The organism is Saccharicrinis sp. 156 (assembly GCF_050589685.1).
Classification (GTDB): domain Bacteria; phylum Bacteroidota; class Bacteroidia; order Bacteroidales; family Marinilabiliaceae; genus Saccharicrinis.
Window position 1 is genome coordinate 1 of sequence record NZ_JBNGOS010000054.1, and the last position, 21297, is coordinate 21297.

At 38.5% G+C, this 21297-nt stretch carries 14 protein-coding genes; 2 read left to right on the plus strand and 12 right to left on the minus strand.

From position 1 onward, the window contains the following. Positions 1–1291 precede the first annotated feature (1291 nt). The 7 genes from ACRD64_RS22915 to ACRD64_RS22945 form a co-directional block, all read right to left on the minus strand. Positions 1292–4849 carry a DUF6443 domain-containing protein gene (locus tag ACRD64_RS22915; RefSeq protein WP_430936510.1) on the minus strand — a complete coding sequence of 1186 codons (3558 nt, stop codon included), beginning with the start codon at positions 4847–4849 and terminating at the stop codon, positions 1292–1294. Positions 4850–4939: 90 nt separating this feature from the next. Then, positions 4940–5125 (minus strand): hypothetical protein, encoded by a 186-nt coding sequence (locus ACRD64_RS22920; RefSeq protein WP_430936512.1) that lies wholly within the window; start codon positions 5123–5125, stop codon positions 4940–4942. Positions 5126–5166: 41 nt separating this feature from the next. After that, the gene (locus ACRD64_RS22925) at positions 5167–7254 is read right to left on the minus strand and encodes an SBBP repeat-containing protein (protein ID WP_430936514.1); all 2088 of its coding nucleotides are present in this window, start codon (positions 7252–7254) and stop codon (positions 5167–5169) included. 2 nt (positions 7255–7256) lie between these two features. Further along, positions 7257–10973 carry a hypothetical protein gene (locus tag ACRD64_RS22930; protein ID WP_430936516.1) on the minus strand — a complete coding sequence of 1239 codons (3717 nt, stop codon included), beginning with the start codon at positions 10971–10973 and terminating at the stop codon, positions 7257–7259. A 75-nt stretch (positions 10974–11048) separates the two neighbouring features. Continuing rightward, the gene (locus ACRD64_RS22935; RefSeq protein WP_430936518.1) at positions 11049–11195 is read right to left on the minus strand and encodes a hypothetical protein; all 147 of its coding nucleotides are present in this window, start codon (positions 11193–11195) and stop codon (positions 11049–11051) included. A 30-nt stretch (positions 11196–11225) separates the two neighbouring features. Continuing rightward, positions 11226–12776: a hypothetical protein gene (locus ACRD64_RS22940; RefSeq protein ID WP_430936520.1), complete on the minus strand. Its 1551-nt coding sequence runs from the start codon at positions 12774–12776 to the stop codon at positions 11226–11228. A gap of 34 nt (positions 12777–12810) precedes the next feature. After that, a complete protein-coding gene (locus tag ACRD64_RS22945) occupies positions 12811–13188 on the minus strand; it encodes a hypothetical protein (RefSeq protein ID WP_430936522.1) in 378 nt (125 codons plus the stop codon). Positions 13189–13380: 192 nt separating this feature from the next. On the opposite strand from ACRD64_RS22945, the gene ACRD64_RS22950 reads away from it, so the two are divergent. Further along, positions 13381–13911, plus strand: a complete 531-nt coding sequence (locus ACRD64_RS22950; RefSeq protein WP_430936524.1) for a hypothetical protein — start codon at positions 13381–13383, stop codon at positions 13909–13911. A gap of 197 nt (positions 13912–14108) precedes the next feature. Here the strand turns inward: ACRD64_RS22950 and ACRD64_RS22955 are convergent, their stop codons facing one another. From ACRD64_RS22955 to ACRD64_RS22975, 5 genes are all read right to left on the minus strand, one after another. Beyond that, positions 14109–15026, minus strand: coding sequence for a ribonuclease Z (locus ACRD64_RS22955; protein ID WP_430936526.1), 918 nt, complete (start codon positions 15024–15026; stop codon positions 14109–14111). Then, positions 15026–15379 carry an STAS domain-containing protein gene (locus ACRD64_RS22960; protein WP_430936528.1) on the minus strand — a complete coding sequence of 118 codons (354 nt, stop codon included), beginning with the start codon at positions 15377–15379 and terminating at the stop codon, positions 15026–15028. Before ACRD64_RS22960 ends, ACRD64_RS22955 begins: the two co-directional genes overlap by 1 nt. Positions 15380–15421: 42 nt before the next feature. Next, positions 15422–17272 carry a 30S ribosomal protein S1 gene (rpsA, locus tag ACRD64_RS22965; RefSeq protein ID WP_430936530.1) on the minus strand — a complete coding sequence of 617 codons (1851 nt, stop codon included), beginning with the start codon at positions 17270–17272 and terminating at the stop codon, positions 15422–15424. Between the two features lie 183 nt (positions 17273–17455). Beyond that, a complete protein-coding gene (locus ACRD64_RS22970) occupies positions 17456–19057 on the minus strand; it encodes a hypothetical protein (protein ID WP_430936532.1) in 1602 nt (533 codons plus the stop codon). Positions 19058–19063: 6 nt separating this feature from the next. Then, a complete protein-coding gene (locus tag ACRD64_RS22975; protein ID WP_430936534.1) occupies positions 19064–19417 on the minus strand; it encodes a hypothetical protein in 354 nt (117 codons plus the stop codon). 517 nt (positions 19418–19934) lie between these two features. On the opposite strand from ACRD64_RS22975, the gene ACRD64_RS22980 reads away from it, so the two are divergent. Next, on the plus strand, positions 19935–21263 hold the full coding sequence (locus ACRD64_RS22980; RefSeq protein ID WP_430936536.1) for a UDP-glucose dehydrogenase family protein: 1329 nt from the start codon (positions 19935–19937) through the stop codon (positions 21261–21263). The last annotated feature ends 34 nt before the right edge of the window (positions 21264–21297 follow it).

Sequence of the window (21297 nt, forward strand, 5' to 3'; positions counted from 1 at the left end):
TTTTTTTGACGCTTTTTTGACAATTTATGAGCCTGAGGACAAACCGTTTTTTGGGTGGGTAAACTCCGTTTTATCTATTCTGGTAAATATCAATCAGTTGCCTGACTGGCATCAAGCCACTCAACAACAGCAAAACTAACAAAATATATACCCTCCGGGTTGTGGAATTTCCATGCTCGACTCATATTTGTATATTTTGAAAGCAATTATCAATATAAAACAAAAGCTGTACTATATTCTAATGCAGCCTTTGTTTTATGTAGCTAAATCACTATTTCACACGATGCAATCGTGCGACAGCGGGGGGAAGTGGACAAGTTAAAGCCCGACGAGAAGAAAATGGTTTTTACCTTTTTGGATGCCTTTATTACAAAAACTAAACTGCAAGCATTATTATAGTTTGCGTACTACCTTATAAAACAAAAAGCTGCACTTATTTCTAAATGCAGCTTTTGTACCAAATAGCTATATCTTTATGTTACACGATACAATCGTGCAACAGCGGGGGATTTGCATATCCGAGCTTACTGAATCTATACTCACCCGAAAAAATTAACTAATTATATATAATGCTATAATATTTGTAATAATAAATGGCATATTGTAACCTAAATGGTATAACATTGAAATATAAATCCCATACTTAACTCTCACTATTGTGAAAATAAACCCATTAATAAAGAATATTAAGAAAACTAAGCTATAATGGTGTTTTAAACTACTATATGAGAGTAATACATGCCAGACACTAAATAAAATAATTGATGAAAAAAAAATGATATTATAATACTTATTAAAAACATTATTAATCTTTTTTGTTTTACTTACCGTCATATACTTCAATCCAAAGTATATGATCAATGTAAAACAGAACACAATTAAATAGTATAATGCTAAATAGCAATCATATTCTGCAACAAAAGAATTATAAAAACTCAAAACAACTATCTCTGCAAGTAAAAATGAAATAGATATCAGCACATTTCTATATTTAAAGCTCCCAAGTATTAGCCTATATTTTAGTTCTTCTACGACGATACTTAATATTATCATTAAAAAAAACAACACATAAGTGCATGGCTCTTTCAGAACTTCTTTTGATACTCTAGGCATTAAATTATTATCAAAGAGCCAATAAAATATTTTAACAAGCAGATTAACCGCAATAATATTAAGTACTAATAGCAATATTAATTTACTGTAATTTTTTGATTTCTGCCTGTTGTTATATGTTATCGGTTCTTTAAATGCCGAATATATTTCATTTATACTAGTTAGCAATTGATTTAAGTTATTCATACTTTAATGGTCTTACTAAAGGTAAGTTTCTTGACGGCCACTGATCATATGTACCGAACAAACGGTCATTTGTTTTATCCATTGGAGTTTTCTCACCAGGACGTAACTCCATAGATGGATTAGTATTAATAGGAGAAGCTTCAGATACAAGATTAGGTAAAAACTTCATAAGCTGTCTTTTAAACCGCAACTCTTCTTGGCCTGCATTCCAATTTTCCCAATACTCTGCTGTTTCAAGCATTAATTCCATTATTTGCTGTACCTGCCTTCTAATTACTGGAATGTCATTCCCTAATTTAGACCATTCGTTAACAAGAGCCATCTCTTCATCAGTAAGAGGTATCCCATTTTCAACTTTTTGCAGAATTTCATCCATTTTATTAGAAGTAACAATCTCTTCTAATCGTTTTACAGCAGACATCAAGTCATTTATTTTCTTATTTCCTTCAACAATTAATTCATCTACTGTATCTATCTCATTATCCTCACCTTCATCTTCTTCATCTCCTTCTTCATCATCATTATCAACTTCATCGTTAGCTCCGAGTCCTAAATAATCAGTGTATCTAATTGGATTATTATATGCATAAAGGTATGGTGATTGTGAGTTGTATTTTCTCGCCCAAGGGTCTATGGTAGTAAACCTCCCCAAACTAGGATCATAAAACCGTGCCCCGTAATCGTACCAGTCCAAACTCACCCCTCCAAGATCGTCATCCTGGAGCTCTTTGCCGTTATAAAGATATTTGTTTTTCTGGTAATTTGTGGTACCTGTGTTAAAATTATTTTGGGCCATTACCATTCCAAAGGGGTAATAGCTGCTGGTCTGTACTATATCCACGGCACCGCCAAGGTCGCTTCCGCCAAAGGTAACACGTGTGTTTCCAAGGTGGTCTTTCAGATTGTACTCAAAGTGCCAGTTGATACTACCACCTTCACCAACAGGTATGGCTCTGCCTTCCTCGGTGGAGAAAAAACTGATTTTATCGTTGGTGTAAACCAGGTTAGCAATGTATTCTGTGGTGGTATTGCTACCATCAATCCATTTAGCCAGTTTGTTACCGGCAGCATCGTAATGATAACAAACTTTATCGCCTGATTCTGTATCTACCTGTTGTGGTAAATTCAATAGGTTATATTTCACCTCCCCCTTGGTACTTCCTGCGTTAAAAGTCATGTTACCGTTGGCATCGTACTGGTATGTACTACTTGAAGCCACATAATCCGCTATTTCAGAAATATCTCCGGCTACTGCATCAGCAACATTCAACAAGCGGTTACTTTTATTGCTGTTTTCGTAAGTATAAACCAGTTCGTCGGCCAGGCTGCCATTATAATAACGTTTTAATTGTTTGATATTACCATTGGCATCATACTCGGGTACACTCATAGAGTATTTTCCTTTGTTGCTGCCCAATGAAGTTCCCTCGCCATATTTGGCAACCGTTAACCGGTTGATATCATCGTAATCGAAACCATACCCCCTGTTTTTAACATCATCGCCTTCTGTCCCCCAAACTATGGCCGAAATGTTACCATTATACTGTGGGCCGGCAGATACCCTGTCGGCATCTAAACCGTCCAGCTTATTGTAACTTAAACGCATACCAAACAGGTCGCCATCCTCGCTTAATTCGGGGTCGTTGATGGAAGTCATCCAGCCTCGTATATTGTAGGTATAATCCACTTGTTGTACAAAAGTTTTGTCACTGGCAGTTACATCTTTGGAATGCAGGTATTTTTCTACCAACTCGCCCAGTTCGTTATACTTGGACGCGTTTAGTACTATAGCATCCTGGTTGTTTACCTTACAAGTGGTTTCCAAGAGCCTTCCCGCATGGTCGTATTCAAAGTTTTTGGTTACCGTTAATAAATCATTTTTGCTCCCGTCCATATGTTCTTGTATGGTTTCCAGTACCTGGTAGGTAATAGGCTCGTATTTTTTATGTAGTACATCATATCCTCCACGATGGTTTTTGGAGATGGTTTTAATTACATTACCATACCTATCGAAATATGAAGATGTTGCCAAAAGTTTATTGTCCAATATCAGGTCGGATCCGGTTACTTCCAGTGCTTTCACCATGGTTCCAGTGGCTACACCTTTGGTTTTGTCCGATTCTGCGGCATATGCAGAGCCAGGTGAAGGATGGTCTTCAAAATCCAGTTCCCCAAAACCGCTTAGTTGGGTAAAATCATAATTATCATACCAGGTAACGGTAAGAATATCTTCAGCTTCCACGTTACAAGATGAAGGATAACTATCATCGTAAGTATAACCATAAGTGGAAGCATGTGATGTTCCTTTGTAGCTTTCGTACATAGTTTCTGTATAGTCCTTAAAATCGTCGCGGATTCCATTGGTTACATCCAAATCCTTGGTGGCAACAAGCGTACCCGTCATCACCGGGCGATTAAGGGCATCGTACTTGGTAAAAAAATATTTCCTGGAATTCTCGGCCCGCATATTGCCGTCTTGTGTCAGCACCAGCCTGTCGCGTTTATCGTAAACCATATATACGATAGCTGCCCCCGGAATCTCTTTGCTGATCATCCGCTTGCGGCCATCGTAGGTATATTTGTAGCAAAGGTCTTCGTCTGCCGGGGAATCGGCCAAAGGAGGTACAACCGTACGCAGCAGTCCAAAATCATCGTAGATATAATAAGTCTGTAATGTTTCGCTGCCGTTTACCGATTCCTTTAATACAACCTGCCCCAGCTTGTCCTTATATTCACGGCTTAGGTTGCCGTTTTCGTCGGTGGTTTCGGTGATATACAAAGAGTTGTCAGGATAAGTAAATGGAGTCCCAGCTTCATCCCAAGAGGATATTTCATTATCACTGGTATTTGTGGTATAGTTAAAACTAACCTTGGCTTCGGCATCTTTCCATGCTTTACCCGCTCCCAGTTGACTATTTACACGGTTTAAAGGAGAGTTTTCGAAATCGGTAAAAGAAAAAGGTCTGGTATCTGTTTCTTTTCCTGCAACAACTCCACTTGTTCCATCATAAAATTCTAAACAATCCTGTACTGCATTATCTATAAATCCTCCGTCACTATTCTTTCCCACAAAAGGAAGGTATTTTGTTGCTTCCCTGCCAAAGTCATCATAGACTATGGGTTGTATAATGTCCTTTCCTAATGGTGAAGCACCTACCTGTATGGTTTGCATGGGCCTGCCCAGTCCATCGAAATACTGTACCTGTTCCAGGTGTTTATAGCTGTCCGTCGGCATGGTTTCATGCTCCTCCCTAAAGGTAATACTGCGTACATAGTTCTTCCCGGAAGTGGGTTGTGCCTCGGCAGTTGCCCCAATTTCTGCTGCTTCTGCCATGGATGGGGTATTGTCTACCGCATTGGCATCGATATAAGCATGGAAATCGGAACCCGCCACGGCATGGAATCCGGGCAAGAGGCGGATACTGTTGGTAGCGGTTACTTCCGCCTTTCCGGTAACGATGTCGTTGATCTCGACGTTTTCCTGTGCGGAAAGTCTTCCTGTTATTAACAGGGTTAGTAGTACGAGTATGCTTTGTGTATTGTTATGCATAGCTTATTTTAGTTTAAATCGTTCTTCGTGAGGTAGACATCATAATATTGTAATTTCATTATTTGTTCTTTTTGCTTGGATCAAAAAGAATCAAAAAATCAAGTCAGATAGAAGCTTCCCCCCGCTCTTGTCCTTTGTTTCATTACATGCACCATGTAGGTCAAGCCCCATGGTGTGTTTTGATAACAAAGGACAATTCACACCGTCGCATGGCTCGCCTATCTGACAGGCCAACACACGAAGAACCAGGCACAGGGGAAAGCCTAATGTTTTCATTTAACTAACTTTTTAATTGACCAGTATCCATTGACCAATAATCAATTTTTTACAAACTTTTTTGCGATATGCTTGCCGTTGCTGATTATCTTGAAATAATATGCGCCCGCACTAAACCTGTCCATGTCGGCTTTCATCTGCTGGCCGGGCTGGTAGCGCCCAATATTTTGATGGAATATTACCTTTCCGGAGGCATCCAGTATATCTATTTCCATTTTGACTTCCGCATTGGTTTCGAAGGTCCAGTAAAAATGTGATTTAACCGGGTTAGGGAAGATGGTGATCAGCCGTTCACCACCTCCCAGGTCGGCATATTCAGGGTCTTGGTAGAACTCTATGTCGATATCGTCGCTCCACCTGCAGCCCAACGAGTCGGCAACAGTGAGCTCGTATTTTTTGTGTCCCGGCGTATCATCGTCGCTATAAACCAATATGTTCTGCACTATGCTGCCGTCCTGCCACTCGTAGGCATAAAAGTTGTCAGGACCAAGTAGTTCCAGTTGGGCGTTAGTCAGTATGGCGGTGTCCCTGCCCAGTGAGAACTCGTAAGCGGGAATTTCTTCTATATTCACGGAATCGGTAATAACACAGCCCCGCTTGTCCACCATGCTAACATGGTAGGTTCCGGACATGGAGACCGTCATCTCGCTGGCATCGAACAAGGTGTCGTTCCAAACTATGTTTTGATAACCCTTGTCAACATACAGGTGGGCTTGGGAACCCTTGCACAGGTATCCTGGCGACTGTATGGCATTATCCACAGGTGGACAGTTAAAATACCTGGCCACAAAGATATCCTCGTCGCCCAGGGAGGTGATTTCGTCGGGACCCGCTTGCATACTCCCCTTGAAACTGCCCATCAGGTAAAGGTTTCCCTTACTGTCTAGCTCACCACCTTTGGCCATATTGCCTCCCTCACCTTTGAGCATATCAGCCCAGGTTACTGCACCCGAAGTATCATATTGGGCAATAAAGGTGTTGGCCAGATGTCCCTTGGTTTTAATGACTGTAGTATCCAATACCAAAGAATCGTTGAAGCTACCCGCTATCATGGCCCCGCCCAGCTTGTTTAGCTTAAGGTGGTTGATGCGGTCGGAATATTGTCCGCCAAAGTTTTTTAACCATAGTAAGTTCCCCAGCGTATCGGCCTTAGCCACAAAGAAATCAGTAAGGCCGTTTGTTTCGTACTGCAACGTGTCCACTAATAAGTTGTGGTTAAAATTACCGCTTAAAAGCAGGTTATTCTGTTTATCCGTTGCCAAGCCTGTAATTTCGGCATACGAAGGACTGGTGTAGGTTTTTGCCCATTGGGCCGTCAGGGTGCTGTCGGCTTGCAGCACAAAGCTGTTGCCCGTTTGCTTTTTGCCCTTGGCGGCAATCACTGTTTCATCAGCACTTAATTCCTGCTCGTTATTGCCCGAAAGATAAATATTGCCCAAGCTATCGGCACTCAAGGCGGTTAGTTTTTCTGTCCCTTTACCGCCATATCGTTTTACCTTGTCCAACTTTCCTTCAGGGGTCAGGCGGAGCACAAAAATGTCGTTGTGCCCCTTGCTGATGATATCGCCGTTTTCGCATACCAGGCTGTCGGAGAATACACCACCCAGGATAATGTTACCATGCTTGTCGGTATCCAGCAGGTAGCCTGATGCGGCGCCGGAATAAGGCAGGGTATACACCCAGTCGCTTTTGCCCCTTTTGTTAATGCGGGATACAAAAAGCTGCTTGCCCGCGTATTCCAGTTTTTGCTTGCCGAACTTCATCTCGCCCTCCAGCATACCTGCTATATACATGTCGTTATTGGGGGCGGCTTTAATGGCCGTTATTTTATCTGCCTTTTCGCCCCCGGCCTGCCACAGCCATTGCAGTTTGCCCTTGTCGTTAAAGCGGGCCACGTAAACGTCGCGGTTGCCCTCGCTCTTTAGGCCTTTTCTGCCGCCCTGTAAAGTCTCTGTAAAGCCCCCGGCAATGTAAATATTATCTTTTGAGTCGATGGCTATGCCATTAGGGAAGTCCCAGCCAGGGCCGCCCAGTTGTTCCATCCAGTGCCATATTTTTTGGGTATCCTGGGCAAACCCTATATTACACAGGAATACAACAATTACTAGTATTATTTTCGATTTTTGCATAGCTAGTCTATTTTTATACCTTTTAACTCAATTGTATTATTACCCATAATAGGAGTACTGTCTATCTTTAGTATGGCATTAAGTTCTCCTGCACTCATGTTTCTCATAAACTTTAGCGTAATATTATGAGTCTCTCCTGGTGGGATATATACATTGGATGTTATTTCATTTTCAACACTAAATGAATTCCAAGTATCATTATCAATAGATATCCAGGTTAAGGTAACACCAACATTATTGGCATTGTACAGTTGTATGGTTTTATATGTATCTTCGTTGCTCGGAGAAGAGCCAAAACCTATCGCTCCAGTTATTTCAATGCTATCGTCATAGAATTTGAAAACAGGATTGGTACCTTCTGAATCTATACCTTCTCCGCTTACAGAAATGATAGTTGGGCCAACGGCGTTGTCAGAAACAATTTCTATATCCTCGGCATAATACCCCCCATAAATATCGGGCTCAAAGAATACCTTCATCGTAACTGGAGCATCTTTTGAAATATAACTATTCGGAATTTCTACCCTGAAGCCGGGAAGACAATTAATTTCGGTTATTTCAACTGGTTCTGTGGTGTATTGACCAACTGTGGTGTTTGTTATTATAACTTCCCGCACAACTGAACCTCCTGCCGCTGTTACTCCAAAATCAATTACAGTAGGATTAACGCCATACGTAAGTGGTTCTATTAAAGTTTGACCTCCTCCGCAATCAGTACATCCTGTATAGGCAGGTGGTACAATAGGAATGTAAGTACCTGATGGAGCATAGTTATATTCATTTCTAGAAACAATATTACCCTCATTATCTTTTATAACCTCAAGTTTATTATCTGTATTGTAACTGTAAAAAACAGCTTTACCGTTAGGGTCAGTTTTTGATGTTATACCAACTGAAGGTTTATAAGTGTATGTCCAAAATTCCGTAGTCTTAAACGAGGATAAGCTAGCACGTATACTTTCATTATAGCTAGCCCATGTTTGCTGCTGAACGGTATTATTTGCTATGTTATCCATATTGGCCAGATTAGATTCTAAGTCACTTAATGCATTTGCCAATAATACTTCAACATTTGCAGGTGGATTTACAATTTTTATTACTGGATATGTTTGGTTGTATCCCCAAATATAATTTGTACTAACATCATTGTACTTCTGATAACTTAATACATTACCCTTGTCGTCGTATTCATTAAATAGGAATTGGGTTTCAAAATCTGAAACCCCAATACTTGTTTTTATTTCTTGGGGTTCCAGAATAAAATTGTTGGTATCCCCAAAGTTTTTAAATCCAACTAGGTTTTTCTCCAGTACTGTACCATTTTTCTTTGTTATTTTTTCCACAAGAGGAGTCACTCTGTTTTTTTTTGCCAAAAGAGTTACTGCATTCTGTTGTTCAATAGACAATTCATTTATATCTGGTATAACATCTCCAACAGGATAGTAATAATGTTCTGTAATCATTTCACCGGAACTATTCAAGATACTTTTTGATGAAATGTTATATGGATTATTTTGATCATAAGTATAATTGGTAACAGTTTGTATAGCATCCGTACCAAAAAAATCCGTTTGAACAGTTTTCGATACCTTAAATTCATTTAAAATGATACTATATGAAGAAGACATTAATAGATCAAATCCTCCAGTTAAATAGGTATTTCTATAATTTGTTATTGCACCATCAACATATCCTATACCCTTCGTAGAAACCATGATTCCCGATATTGGTTCCTGGCGAATATTAATATATTCATTCTCTACTATTTGAAGGGTGTCGTTATTGGAGTCATATGTGTACTTATATTTTAATCTAGGACTTACTCCAATGTTTTGCATAGTTTCTGCAAATTTCTCATATGATCCGTCCTCATAATTATTTGTACTCCCAGGCAGGTAATAATCACCTGATCCATAATCACTATACACATTAGGAGAGTAATCATATTGATAAATAACCTTTCCTTGGTTATTATTGAAATACTCAGTTACTTCATCATACCATATTTGAGGCTCAGAAATAGGCCCTCTGGGACTTTGCAAAATTTTCCTTTCTCGATAGTTGGATATTGAAGCTACGGACGGATGAATATCAACATGTCTTAACTGTCTTAGGTAAGATTTGATAAATCCTTTTTCTTCCTTATATAAAGGATATGTTAAATTTCCAATACCAGATTCACCTTTTCCATACTTGTATGATTTACTCATTGTAGTATTACTTTCTGGATCATAAGTGTCTATTTGACTTACTCTCAAACCCAAACCACACTGAGTACCTTTCCCAATTACATTGTACGAGTGTAACTCATAGCTAAAATTAGATTGCCCGCCAGTTGGATAAATAATTGATCTTAGTATGCGGGATTGACTTTTTAATGGATCGAAAGTTTTGTCTGCATCTCCTACAATCAATGGTGTTCCCATTCTTTTTAATGCACCATTCACTACTATTGGAGTTAGCCAAATATTTGGGTGCGTACTTGCATTTTGGTTGCCGTTAAAGAGGCCAATATGATCAACTTGGGTATGGTCACTAAGCTCAACCTGCTGTTGGTCATAACTAAATTCATAATCACCTTGTCCTGTTATAGATATTCTTGTTAGTTGATTATTATTCCTTTCAAAAGAAACCACATTATATGCATCTCCATTTTGATTTTTAAAAACAATTGAGTCTAATTCATCTGAATAATTGCCTAACATTCGGGTTTTGTAATAAAATGATATATTCTCACCAGAACTAAAATTAACCTTACTTATAGTTCTAGTATCATAACTTACTTCCCAATGAGAATATTCCTCAGTATCATAATAATAAGAAGGATTACCTAAGGCTAACCATTTACCAATTAAAATGTCGGAAAAATTATCTTCTGAATGATAAACATCATCATTCAATGAACAGCCTCCAACTAGACTTGCAGTTCTATTCGCATTAGTAATAGAATAGTTCAAAGTTATTGACTGGCCTTCAGGAGTAACTATCTCTTTTAAAAACCAGCTGCATACATCAAACCGACCACTTCCCTGTCGTTCTATATATAAATTATCATTAACATCTTCCGAATCACCAAATATATATTTCCTTCCTTCTTCATCAATAATCTCAAAAGATGTAAAGTATCTATTATTTGAAGAATTTATAGCATTAATTGTTAAAGGACGTTGAGGAGACATTAAAGCATTAAGAACACCATTATCCCATTTTAAAATAAATGAAGTATTAACTCCTGGTAGATGAACACTAAAAATATCATATTGTCCATCACAAGTAATTGCTCCACTAAATAAGTCATCTGAAGCCCCACTTACTATACCTAAGTTATATTTATTCTCAAAGGTTGGGGTATAATTATTAATAGCTTCTGTAGAATAAATATCGTCGGGATTTCCCATTATTGTTCTTGTTATTTTAAACCCTGGAAATAATGACCACCCTAAACCTATAACCCCTTGACTTTCGTTTACTTTTATACCTGATGCATGATAACTAAGGTTAAATGGTATGCGAATACCACATGCTTCCATTGCATGTAACGGGATATTTATTTCTGGTAGGCCCGTAGCATGAGATACCGGATATCCCAAATATTTTTGAAATTGGGCTGAGACCGGATCAGGAGGTATAACATTGGATGCATTTTTATAGTAATCTTCTTGAGAATATATATAATTGCTCGTTACTAATACTATTATTAAAACAAGTTTGAATTTCATTCTAATGTTATTTACTATTCGTTAACTAATAAGGCTTCTATCTTTTCAAGTTATTTGCTCAACGTTTCAACCTCTTTATCCTTCTCTATTAGGCGGCAAGGTCAACTCCTCTGCTTTTTTCAGCAGCAACTTATTCATTTCTACCAGATTCACTCCTTGCTCTTCCATTTGGGCAGCGCTAGGTATGTCCAGTAAGTGTTGGGGAGCCCATTCTAAGCTCAAAATAAGGAGGAACTGTTTGGTGATGAAAAGTTAATCTGCATATTTTTGGTTCTTTATGATTAACGCTTTAATTGCTTTAAGCTCTTCTCTCACCATACATATTTCTTGCTCCAATTCCTTTCTTTCTTTCTCTTTTTCAATATTCCCTTTTCTCAACTCTCTTATCTCACCGTCTTGCTGTATGGCGTACAAAGTGAGCTCTTCAATCTTCTGCAGCAGCAACTTATTCATCTCAGCCAGATCAACTCCTTGTTCTTCCATTTGGGTAGCACTTGGAATATCCGGTAAGTGTTTGTAGGTAAGAATATAGTTTTCAACTTCGGAGAGGTCTTTAAGCTGGTAGGTGTCGGAGAATACAAAGTCGGCGGTTTGGCCGTTGGTTTTTACCATTATTTTATCGGCGAATAGATTACCGTCGAGCATTAAATTACTGGCAGACATATCTTTTACCAATATTTCGTTGGCGTTGATGGTGCCATTTGTAACAATGTTGCCATTCACATCTAGGGCTTCCGAGGGGTTATTATTATTAATTCCTACACGACCAGATCCCTCATTATTAACAGACAATAATTCAGTTCCCCCATAACTATCTTTACGTATTGCCCATTGCCATTTTCCAGTTGACGCTTCTCCTCTCATTTTAACAGTTTCCGCACCCAGCTCGAACTTATAGCTAGTACCCCACTCATGGGACCAAATCCAACTATTAGCTGGTGCAGTTGAAGCACTATATCTAGTTCCCCCATATCTTATGCTTCTATGGATATCCCTCACATAAACATTATCGTCATATGATTTTACCCAATGGTCCATGCCATAAATTTTACGTAAGCCGTAGATATTATTTTTTAGCCATAATTCGCCTGAAACATCAACCTTACCCGTATAATCGTTAGTATTTGGAGACCCGAAGTAATAATACCCACTCGAATTAAAATACATGGAATAAGCAGACTTCAAATACAAGGAACTGCTTGAGGCAATCGTATTACTTCCTAATCCTAGTTGATTATTCCCTGTCTTTACTAATAAAGTAGAATTATCAAAGTTTGCACGGTTATTACCTGAGCTACTGTACATGCTTTTGTAATTCGGTTCCTCAACAATTAAATTGGGTTTGTCCGAATGTCCGCTAATAACCGTAGATGATGCCAATATACTTGAATACGTGGGGGGCTCGGCGGTAATAGTATAATCAACTGTAAAACCGTTATAACCACTATCAAAGCTCACACAGCAATCCGAAGTGAAAATTATACTTATATGGTTGCCGGCAGAAACATATTGGTGCTCTCCATATATATCTATTATTTCTGCCACTACCGATCCTGAAGTACCATTAACATTAGGTTCTATAATTTGAAGCTGATCATATCCCTCCTCTAAATCGTTGTTGATCGTAAGTTCAATCCTACTGCCAACACCGATAGTTATATCATAAACTCTATACATTTCGTCTCCATAATCTGATCCAGTTACGCTAAAACTTCCTGAATTGGAGGTGAAATATTCGGTATCTTGTCCATAAAGATGGAGTGAAATAAATATAACTGTGATTAATATATTTATAGATTTCATAATGATGTCTGTTTGAAAGTTAGATGTTGAATTGCTATTTTTTAGGTCGTTTCTTGCCACTTTCAGTTTTCACCTTCACTTTGCCAACTATTTCGTTTAACTGTAATCTCAATGCTTTACGTTCCCGCATAATCTCTTTGTACCTTTCGTCATCAGGACTTAGTTTCTTCATTTCCTCCTTTAAAGCTTCACTTTCAAATAATAATTCATCATATTCTTTTTGGTTAACAGGATCAATACTTGAAACCCTTTGAGTCTTTTGCTTTCTCATCTCAACTTTAACACTCACTTTTAATGAATCCTGTGCAGACAGCTTTCGTTTTTGTTTGTTTTTCTGGGCAAACAACCCGGCACTTGAAACAATTAGAAAAAAAACAGCAAATACGATTTTGGGTAATAGTTTGTTTTTCATGGCAATATGAGTTAATGTTTTCCATTTAATTTCATTATTGAAAAATTAACAGCCAAATATTAAGCGTGACAAATGCGTGACAAACGAAAATTCCCTAGTTCTATGTCGTAGTTGTATAGAACTAGGAAAATCTTGACTTTCTATTTTACAAATTGTAACTTGTGTATCGATTATTTACCTAAAACTACATTTATGAAAAAATCCTACCCTATTCTTTTCTGCCCATATTGTATCGATACAGAAAATCACTTATATGAATTTTCAAGAAAAAACCTGCTTACTTTCGAAAAAAAAGTAGAATCGATTATCAAAGAAGATATTGAAATTGCTGTTCAACGACTTGCCAAACTGATTAAACAGAAGACAGGTAGGAGGATGCAGAAAAAAGCGGCACCCATACGCGAAGCTTTTTTGATGCTAAAAGACCACCACCAACTTCAGGATGTAAATATCCTATGTGCCAAACTAAAAGAACGTTATGGTATTAAAATGATGCAAATACATCTACATTTCGAAGAAAATGGACAATCGGCCATCCAAAGACATGCACATATTATTTTTAAATGGATAGACGAGAAGACTGGAAGGAGCATCAAACTCCCCCCATTGGAAATGTCAAAATTGCAGAAGTTTGTACACAGCGAACTCAATAACACTAATCAAAGAAAAACAACGGACAGAAGATTCAAGATATTCTCAATACGCAATTGGATTAGTCCTTAAACTATTAAACTACAGCAACATAACAACAATTATTAACGGCTGACAAATGACTAATTTATACAGAAGAACACGTAATTTCAATTTGGATACCTTTTCGAGTATCCTCTAAAAAATTATAGAATCTTAAAGTTTGATATTTTCGGGACCGACTACTGTACTGAGTACGGATTATTGTATATCTACTACCGTAAACTGGACTAGATATTCACCACATCCCCCTCATTGGCAATATAGGTATTTGGAAAAACCTCTTTTGCTTCGTTTAGCAGTACATTTAAGTCTTTATAACGGGAAGAAAAATGACCAATCAACAGTTTGCCTGCCTTGGCTTTTAAAGCTATAGTCGCTGCTTGTTCGGCAGTGGCGTGATATGTCTTTTTTGCCAAAACCGCATTGTCATTCGCAAAGGTGGCTTCATGATAAAGTACATCCACGTCTTTTATTTGTTCTGTAATTTTTTCCGTGTATTTGGTATCCGTACAAAATGCGTAGGAGCGTGTATTAGGAGGATCGAGTGTAATCTCACGGTTTGACATTATCACATCATCTTTATTTATATAGTCCCCTCCTTTTTTAATGGCAATGATCTCTTTAATGGTTGGTTTATGCACAAACACAAATTCCTTCCTCACCTTTCTATCTTCAGGTTTCTCCTTAAACAAAAATCCCACGGTCGGAATCCTGTGCCGTAAAGGAATTGTTTCCACTTCTATATTTTTGTCCGAATAAATAGTAGCAACTTCCTTTGGGTCAAAGGGATCAAACTTCACCTCAAAGGGTAAATCTGTGCAAAAGTAATCCAGTTGCGGTTGAAGCAGCTTTTTAAGATCGGGGTGTGAATGAATGTGTAACGCAGCTTTTCGCCCCAATAAACCTAAGGTGGAGATGAACCCGATGAGACCGAAGCAGTGGTCGCCATGGAGGTGGGAAATGAATATATGCTCGATCTTGGTGAACTTGATTTTATGGGCACGTAACTGTCTCTGTGTACCCTCCCCACAATCGATCAAAAAAAACCGCTCAGATGCATTGAGCACCTGAGCGGTTGGATATCTTTCAGAAGTAGGTAACGCCGAGCTACTTCCCAGGATAGTGATTGAAAACGACTTAGCCATTATTTTTCAATAGCCTTCCTCATTAGTTCAACTCCCTGATCCATATTTTCGGCAATTGTTAAAACAGAATCCAACTGTGAAACAGAAATCAGACGTTCCACAGCCGGTTGCAATCCTGATAAAACAAAAGCACCATCGGCGTTTTTACACAATCTGTTAGCTACAAGAATAGCACTCAATCCAGATGAATCACAATAGCTTGATTTTCCAAGATCAAGAAGAATGTTTTTCTCCCCGTTTCCTGACAATAATACAAGTTCAGATTTTAGCGACGGCGCAACATGCGTGTCCAGTTTTTCTTTTAAAATCTGAATGAGCGTGAAATCATCTAATTTATCTATTTTAAAGTCCATCGGTTAAAAAGATTTTTATTGAATACTATTCATTAAGGTAAATTAATTTTTCTCGTCAGCTTCCATTTGATCTTTTAGAGCCTGCAAGCTAGAAATATCACCCAATGTAGTCTTTTCTAAGTTATCTTTCAACTTCTTTACGCCTTTTTTAGTAGTTTTTGCTTGTTCAGCTTTCTCGGAATTATCCGCTGCTTTTTTAACATCTTCAAAAACTCTTGAATGCGAAAGAATTATACGCTTGGAAGCTTTGTTGAACTCGATTACTTTAAAATCAAGCTTTTCGTCAACTTTGGCCTGCACACCATCCTCTTTCACTAAATGACGAGGAGTAGCGAATCCTTCAACACCATAAGGCAATGCAATTACAGCACCCTTGTCAAACAATTCGATGATCGTTCCTTCGTGCACTGAATCAACGGTAAATAAGGTTTCAAAAACATCCCATGGGTTCTCCTCAAGCTGTTTGTGACCTAAGCTAAGTCTTCTGTTTTCCTTGTCTATTTCAAGAACAACAACCTCTACTTCTTCACCGATTGCGGTAAATTCTGCCGGGTGCTTAATCTTCTTGGTCCATGATAGGTCGGAGATGTGGATAAGTCCGTCGATACCCTCTTCAATTTCGACAAAAACACCAAAATTGGTGAAGTTTCGAACTTTAGCTTTGTGCTTGGAGCCAACCGCGTATGCTTCTTCGATCTTCTCCCAAGGATCAGCTTTTAATTGCTTGATACCAAGAGACATCTTTCGCTCGTTGCGGTCTAATGTCAAGATAGTGGCTTCTACTTCGTCGCTTACTTTTAGGAAGTCTTGCGCGCTTCGTAAGTGCTGCGACCACGACATTTCTGATACGTGGATTAAACCTTCTACACCAGGAGCGATTTCAACAAACGCACCATAGTCGGCCATCACAACTACTTTTCCTTTAACGTTATCGCCTACCTTAAGTTCTGCGTCCAACGAATCCCATGGGTGAGATGTCAGCTGTTTTAAGCCTAAAGCAATACGTTTCTTCTCGTCGTCAAAATCAAGAATTACAACATTTAATTTTTGATCCAATTGAACGATTTCTTCCGGATGTGATACGCGGCCCCATGAAAGGTCAGTGATGTGGATAAGTCCATCAACACCGCCAAGGTCGATAAATACACCGTAAGAAGTAATGTTTTTAACAGTTCCCTCAAGAACTTGTCCTTTTTCAAGCTTAGAAATAATATCTTTTTTCTGTTGCTCAAGCTCTGCTTCGATAAGCGCTTTGTGAGAAACAACTACGTTTTTAAATTCCGGGTTAATTTTAACCACTTTGAATTCCATTGTTTTCCCTACGTACATATCGTAGTCACGGATAGGTTTCACGTCTATTTGTGAACCGGGAAGGAAAGCCTCAATACCGAACACATCTACAATCATACCACCTTTGGTACGGCACTTGATGTATCCTTTGATAACTTCGTCGTTTTCTAAGGCTGCATTTACGCGATCCCATGAACGCAGAGCACGTGCTTTTTTGTGAGAAAGTACCAACTGACCTTTTTTGTCCTCCTGGCTCTCCACATAAACCTCTACAGTATCACCTACAGCTAACTCTGGGTTGTAACGGAATTCGTTTCTGGAGATGATACCATCTGATTTGAAACCAATATTAATTACAACTTCTCTTTTGGTCAATGCAATAACTTCACCTTCGATCACCTCTTTTTCCGAGATTGTAGAAAGCGTTTCGTCATACATTTTTTCCAAGTCCTCTTTAGAACCTGAATTTCCAAACACTTCACCTTGCTCGTACTCATCCCAATCAAATGCTGCATCAGAAGTGTTTCCGGTAGTTGCTACCACCTCATTTTTTACTTCAGGAGTTTCGTTGATCTCCTGCTCATTTTCGTTTACTTCACTCATCTAAAAATCAATTAATTACTAGTAGTTAGACATTATATTTATAAAAACTGCGGCAAAAGTACAAATAATTTATCAGAAACCCTCACAGCCAATACGATAAAATTTTGACAAAACAGTACATTATATATTTATGCTTACTCCTAAAATCCTGCTTTTTTTAGGCAAAACAGTTGGCTATTGTTACTAATGGGAATTAATCAAATCCGGGGGCAGATTATCTATGATACCTGCCAGCTCAGTCGTTTCCAAAAAGTCGTTTGAAAAAACGTATGACATCTCCGCAGACAACAGCGCACTCCTGTACTCTTTCCATTCTTGTGCTTTGTTACCGTACATATGCTCCACCAAATCGGGAAAACCCCAATCCATATTTTTCCCCCAATGAATGGTAAACGGAATATTTGCTGCTTGCATCACCTCAATCATACGTCTCGAAAATTCTGTCAGACTCATCAACTTCCTGCTTTTTTTCCACAATACCCCGTCAATTTCAATCATGCAGGTGATTGGAAATCTGGTGCAAGCCAGGGTGGCATCCGATTGCCGCACAAAGCGCATAGCATACATTCCGGGGATAGGCCCTTCGTCTTTGGCCAATTTGGAAAGTACACTTAATGCTTTAGACGAATTGGTATGATCGACCCCAAAAGAGCATGCAAAAGCAGGTCCCAAGTAAGGTGCATCCCAAAATATTTCCGCCAATGTTCCGGTCACATCCATGTCTACCGGCGGAAGCACCGACTTTTGAAGTTGACGAACAAAATATGGAATCCGATTGGGCCATTTCTCCGATATCCCCACCAATAGATGTATTAAATCACGATAAAAAGAGGTTTTTATAATCGGGAACGGATCCGGATATGGAATCCGATAGTTTTTTTTGTACATCGCTTCTACCACATATTGGCTTTCATTGGAATACGGATTAATAAAAACTTTAAAATGGTATGGTCGTAATGGTTTTCCGTTCCCATCCGTTTCGCCATCTATCTTGAATTCCGAGTGTTCAAAATCCATGGTGTCCGCCAAATGAAGCGCCACTTTCTTATCTACCTTTTTTACGTAGCGTCTTAACAAAAACCTGTCCTCTGCCTCTATAACTATTCCATGAATAAAACCGAAGGAACCCAGACTGACCAACGCGGCCTTAAACAAACCATCGTTTCGAATAACTCTTGCCTTTATTTTTTTTGCAAAGCCATCGGTTAAGGCTGGCTTGGTATGTCTTTCAATATAAACAACATCCTCCGGGTTAGGCCCAATGATTAAGTTCAAACCAACAACATAATCTTGTACAGCCCCATCATCTACCGCAGCGCCATGCACCCCGGTAGAAACAGCGCCGGCTATTGTCTGTCCGTTACTGGCACCACTGCTTTTTAAGGACTTACCGTGATCTGACAATGTTTTTGAAAGTTCCTTGATCGTGTTTCCGCATTGAAAGAAAAACAGGTTCTCTCGTAAATATGGACTCGCAGAATGGACATCAGATTCTGAAATTGGGATATGCAAATTCATATAACCGTTAAAATGCATTCGATCTTTATTGTGGGCTACATTCGACAACGACCAGCGGGATCCATAGGCCCTGAACCCCTGGCCCACATCAGAAGTCTCTTTTATTAAGCGTCTAATTTCATCAGCGGCATCATTATATCTATTAATTTTATCCGGAATCATCCCCTCTCCTTCCAGCTCTGTTACATATAAAAGTTTTAGGGGGAAGGGACCGTTATTGTGAATGGTGTCCCATTCTGTTTTTTTGAAAGGAATAGTTTTAGCCATGATGAATTAATTTGAGTTTTTATCGCATACATATTTAATCTTCACCTTCCTTTTTTTTCCCAAAGTGATTCCGCTGAGTAGTACCCCGCCAAAAGTATTTCTGCATTCCACAATGGCAATACTACCTGATTTGCAGTTCTTGAGCAACATGGTGAAATCCTTATCCATGGCACCAATGGTGATAACGGTATCCAATTCATGAACTTTCATATTCCTGTAGTAACACTCGCAATCATTGTTAGGATCCGGCTCCGGGACACCTTGCGTAGTTCTAAAGCGTATAGAATAACAAGAAGTCATCAGAAGAATAATAGTTACATATAAAAATGGTCTAAACTTATTTTTTACTTGATGGGCCATATAAATGGAGTTAAAAGATTAAACATTGTATTACAAGCTATTGGTCTTAGTGGTTTATAAAATATCACAACCAACATAGCAAGGGGTAAATAACCCTAACTTAGCAAGCCATACCATATAGGATGTTGGCTTGTTCAGTTCAGTCGGCATACGTTTATAATAACCTAATGCATGTAATATAAAACATCTTTGAGTAAGTGTCAATGGCCTCCTTACAAATGCCCATAAAATGCCCTTAATTATTTTCAGGGACAGCTTTCTATAAAAACAAAAAAAACAACTACATTTTAAGAATATAAATGTGGCTTTATTTGATAATTGTTAATTTTCTTTACATTTGAATTCGATTAGATAACAAAATGTAAAATGTTGCAATTTTAAATAGGTCTACATAATTGGTTTATTTGAACTTACCAATATTATCAATACCATACTTGACAGAATGCAGCATTGGGAATATAATTATTTGCGATATTTCAGTAAGAACCCGCTGTATTTAAAAATAAAATTTTGAATAATGAAAATCTCTATTGTAGGAACCGGATATGTTGGATTAGTTTCCGGAACTTGTTTTGCTGATGTAGGTATCAACGTTACATGTGTTGATATCGACGAAAAAAAAATTGAAAACCTAAAAAAAGGAGTAATTCCAATATACGAGCCTGGATTGGAAACCATGGTTCGTAATAATGTTGAAAAGGGAAGATTGTTTTTCTCAACAAGTCTAAAGGATTCATTGGAACAGGCTGATGTAATATTTATTGCAGTTGGCACACCTCCGGATGAAGATGGAAGCGCTGACTTAAAATATGTACTTGAAGTAGCCAGACAAATAGGCAAGCATATTAACCATTACATGGTGGTGGTAACTAAAAGCACTGTACCTATTGGAACCGCAAAGAAAGTTAAGGCTGCTATTACCGACGAAATAGAGAAAAGAGGTGTTGAAGTTGATTTTGATGTGGCTTCCAACCCTGAATTTTTAAAAGAAGGTAACGCAATACAAGATTTCCTTAAGCCCGACCGAATTATTGTCGGAACGGAATCCGAAAAAGCTCAAAAAGTGATGAGCAGACTTTACAAGCCGTTTTTGTTGAACGGTCACCCAATTATTTTTATGGACATTCCTTCATCGGAAATGACCAAATATGCAGCCAATGCGATGTTGGCCACAAAAATTAGCTTCATGAACGATATGGCTAACTTATGTGAAATTGTAGGGGCTGATATTACTTCTGTAAGAAAAGGTATAGGTTCGGACGGACGTATTGGCAACAAATTTATTTATGCAGGTGCAGGTTATGGAGGTTCTTGTTTTCCCAAGGATGTAAAAGCCGTGATTAAAACAGCTGATTTAAATGGGTACCGATTGCGTTTGTTAGAAGCCGTTGAGGAGGTGAACAACAACCAAAAACATGTTCTTGTTGAAAAAATAAAAGAACAGTTTGGTGTAAACCTCAACAATATGACATTTGCCTTATGGGGACTCTCCTTTAAACCAAAGACCGATGATATGCGAGAAGCCCCTTCTTTGGTTGTCATTGATGAACTTATTAAATTGGGTGCAAAAGTGAAGGCATACGATCCGGTTGCCATCGATGAAGCCAAGCGTATTTTAGGTGATAAAATAGAATATGGCGCCGATCCTTACGATGTGTTAATAGATGCGGATGCTTTGATTGTTATTACCGAATGGTCGGAGTTCCGAATACCCAACTTTAAGGTGATCGAAAAACTCCTTAAAAACAAGGTTATATTTGATGGCAGAAACATTTACGACCCTGCCGAAGTTTTAGAAAATGGATTTTCTTATTACAGTATAGGAAGAGCTGCCATGCATCCCTAATTTGGTCAGCCTAAAATATTATAAAAGGCCTGTC

Bases quoted from the DNA above. Each gene is read 5' to 3' on its own strand.
- ACRD64_RS22915 (WP_430936510.1), bottom strand. From the start codon at position 4,849: ATGCATAACAATACACAAAGCATACTCGTACTACTAACCCTGTTAATA.
- ACRD64_RS22920 (WP_430936512.1), bottom strand. From the start codon at position 5,125: ATGAAAACATTAGGCTTTCCCCTGTGCCTGGTTCTTCGTGTGTTGGCC.
- ACRD64_RS22925 (WP_430936514.1), bottom strand. From the start codon at position 7,254: ATGCAAAAATCGAAAATAATACTAGTAATTGTTGTATTCCTGTGTAAT.
- ACRD64_RS22930 (WP_430936516.1), bottom strand. From the start codon at position 10,973: ATGAAATTCAAACTTGTTTTAATAATAGTATTAGTAACGAGCAATTAT.
- ACRD64_RS22940 (WP_430936520.1), bottom strand. From the start codon at position 12,776: ATGAAATCTATAAATATATTAATCACAGTTATATTTATTTCACTCCAT.
- ACRD64_RS22945 (WP_430936522.1), bottom strand. From the start codon at position 13,188: ATGAAAAACAAACTATTACCCAAAATCGTATTTGCTGTTTTTTTTCTA.
- ACRD64_RS22950 (WP_430936524.1), top strand. From the start codon at position 13,381: ATGAAAAAATCCTACCCTATTCTTTTCTGCCCATATTGTATCGATACA.
- ACRD64_RS22955 (WP_430936526.1), bottom strand. From the start codon at position 15,026: ATGGCTAAGTCGTTTTCAATCACTATCCTGGGAAGTAGCTCGGCGTTA.
- ACRD64_RS22960 (WP_430936528.1), bottom strand. From the start codon at position 15,379: ATGGACTTTAAAATAGATAAATTAGATGATTTCACGCTCATTCAGATT.
- rpsA (WP_430936530.1), bottom strand. From the start codon at position 17,272: ATGAGTGAAGTAAACGAAAATGAGCAGGAGATCAACGAAACTCCTGAA.
- ACRD64_RS22970 (WP_430936532.1), bottom strand. From the start codon at position 19,057: ATGGCTAAAACTATTCCTTTCAAAAAAACAGAATGGGACACCATTCAC.
- ACRD64_RS22975 (WP_430936534.1), bottom strand. From the start codon at position 19,417: ATGGCCCATCAAGTAAAAAATAAGTTTAGACCATTTTTATATGTAACT.
- ACRD64_RS22980 (WP_430936536.1), top strand. From the start codon at position 19,935: ATGAAAATCTCTATTGTAGGAACCGGATATGTTGGATTAGTTTCCGGA.